General features: G+C 49.0%; 1 pseudogene. It reads left to right on the forward strand.

From position 1 onward, the window contains the following. Positions 1-124 precede the first annotated feature (124 nt). A pseudogene (locus E0D98_RS27170) lies at positions 125-249 on the forward strand (IS3 family transposase); the annotation flags it as partial.

Below are 249 nucleotides of genomic sequence, written 5' to 3' on the forward strand. Positions count from 1 at the left end.
TGCGAAATTCAGGCGAATGCTGTTTACGGGGTTTTTTACTGGTTGATACTGTTTTTGTCATGTGAGTCACCTCTGACTGAGAGTTTACTCACTTAGCCGCGTGTCCACTATTGCTGGGTAAGATCAGTATAAAAATGCCCGTCAGGAGCATACCAGCCTGCCGAATCTGCTTGAGCGTCAGTTCGCAGTACCGGAGCCAGACCGGGTATGGTGTGGAGATATTACGTATCTCTGGGCAGGAAATCGCTG

Origin of the sequence: Escherichia sp. KCJ4928, from assembly GCF_004352695.1 — a bacterium.
Taxonomy (GTDB): domain Bacteria; phylum Pseudomonadota; class Gammaproteobacteria; order Enterobacterales; family Enterobacteriaceae; genus ECMA0423.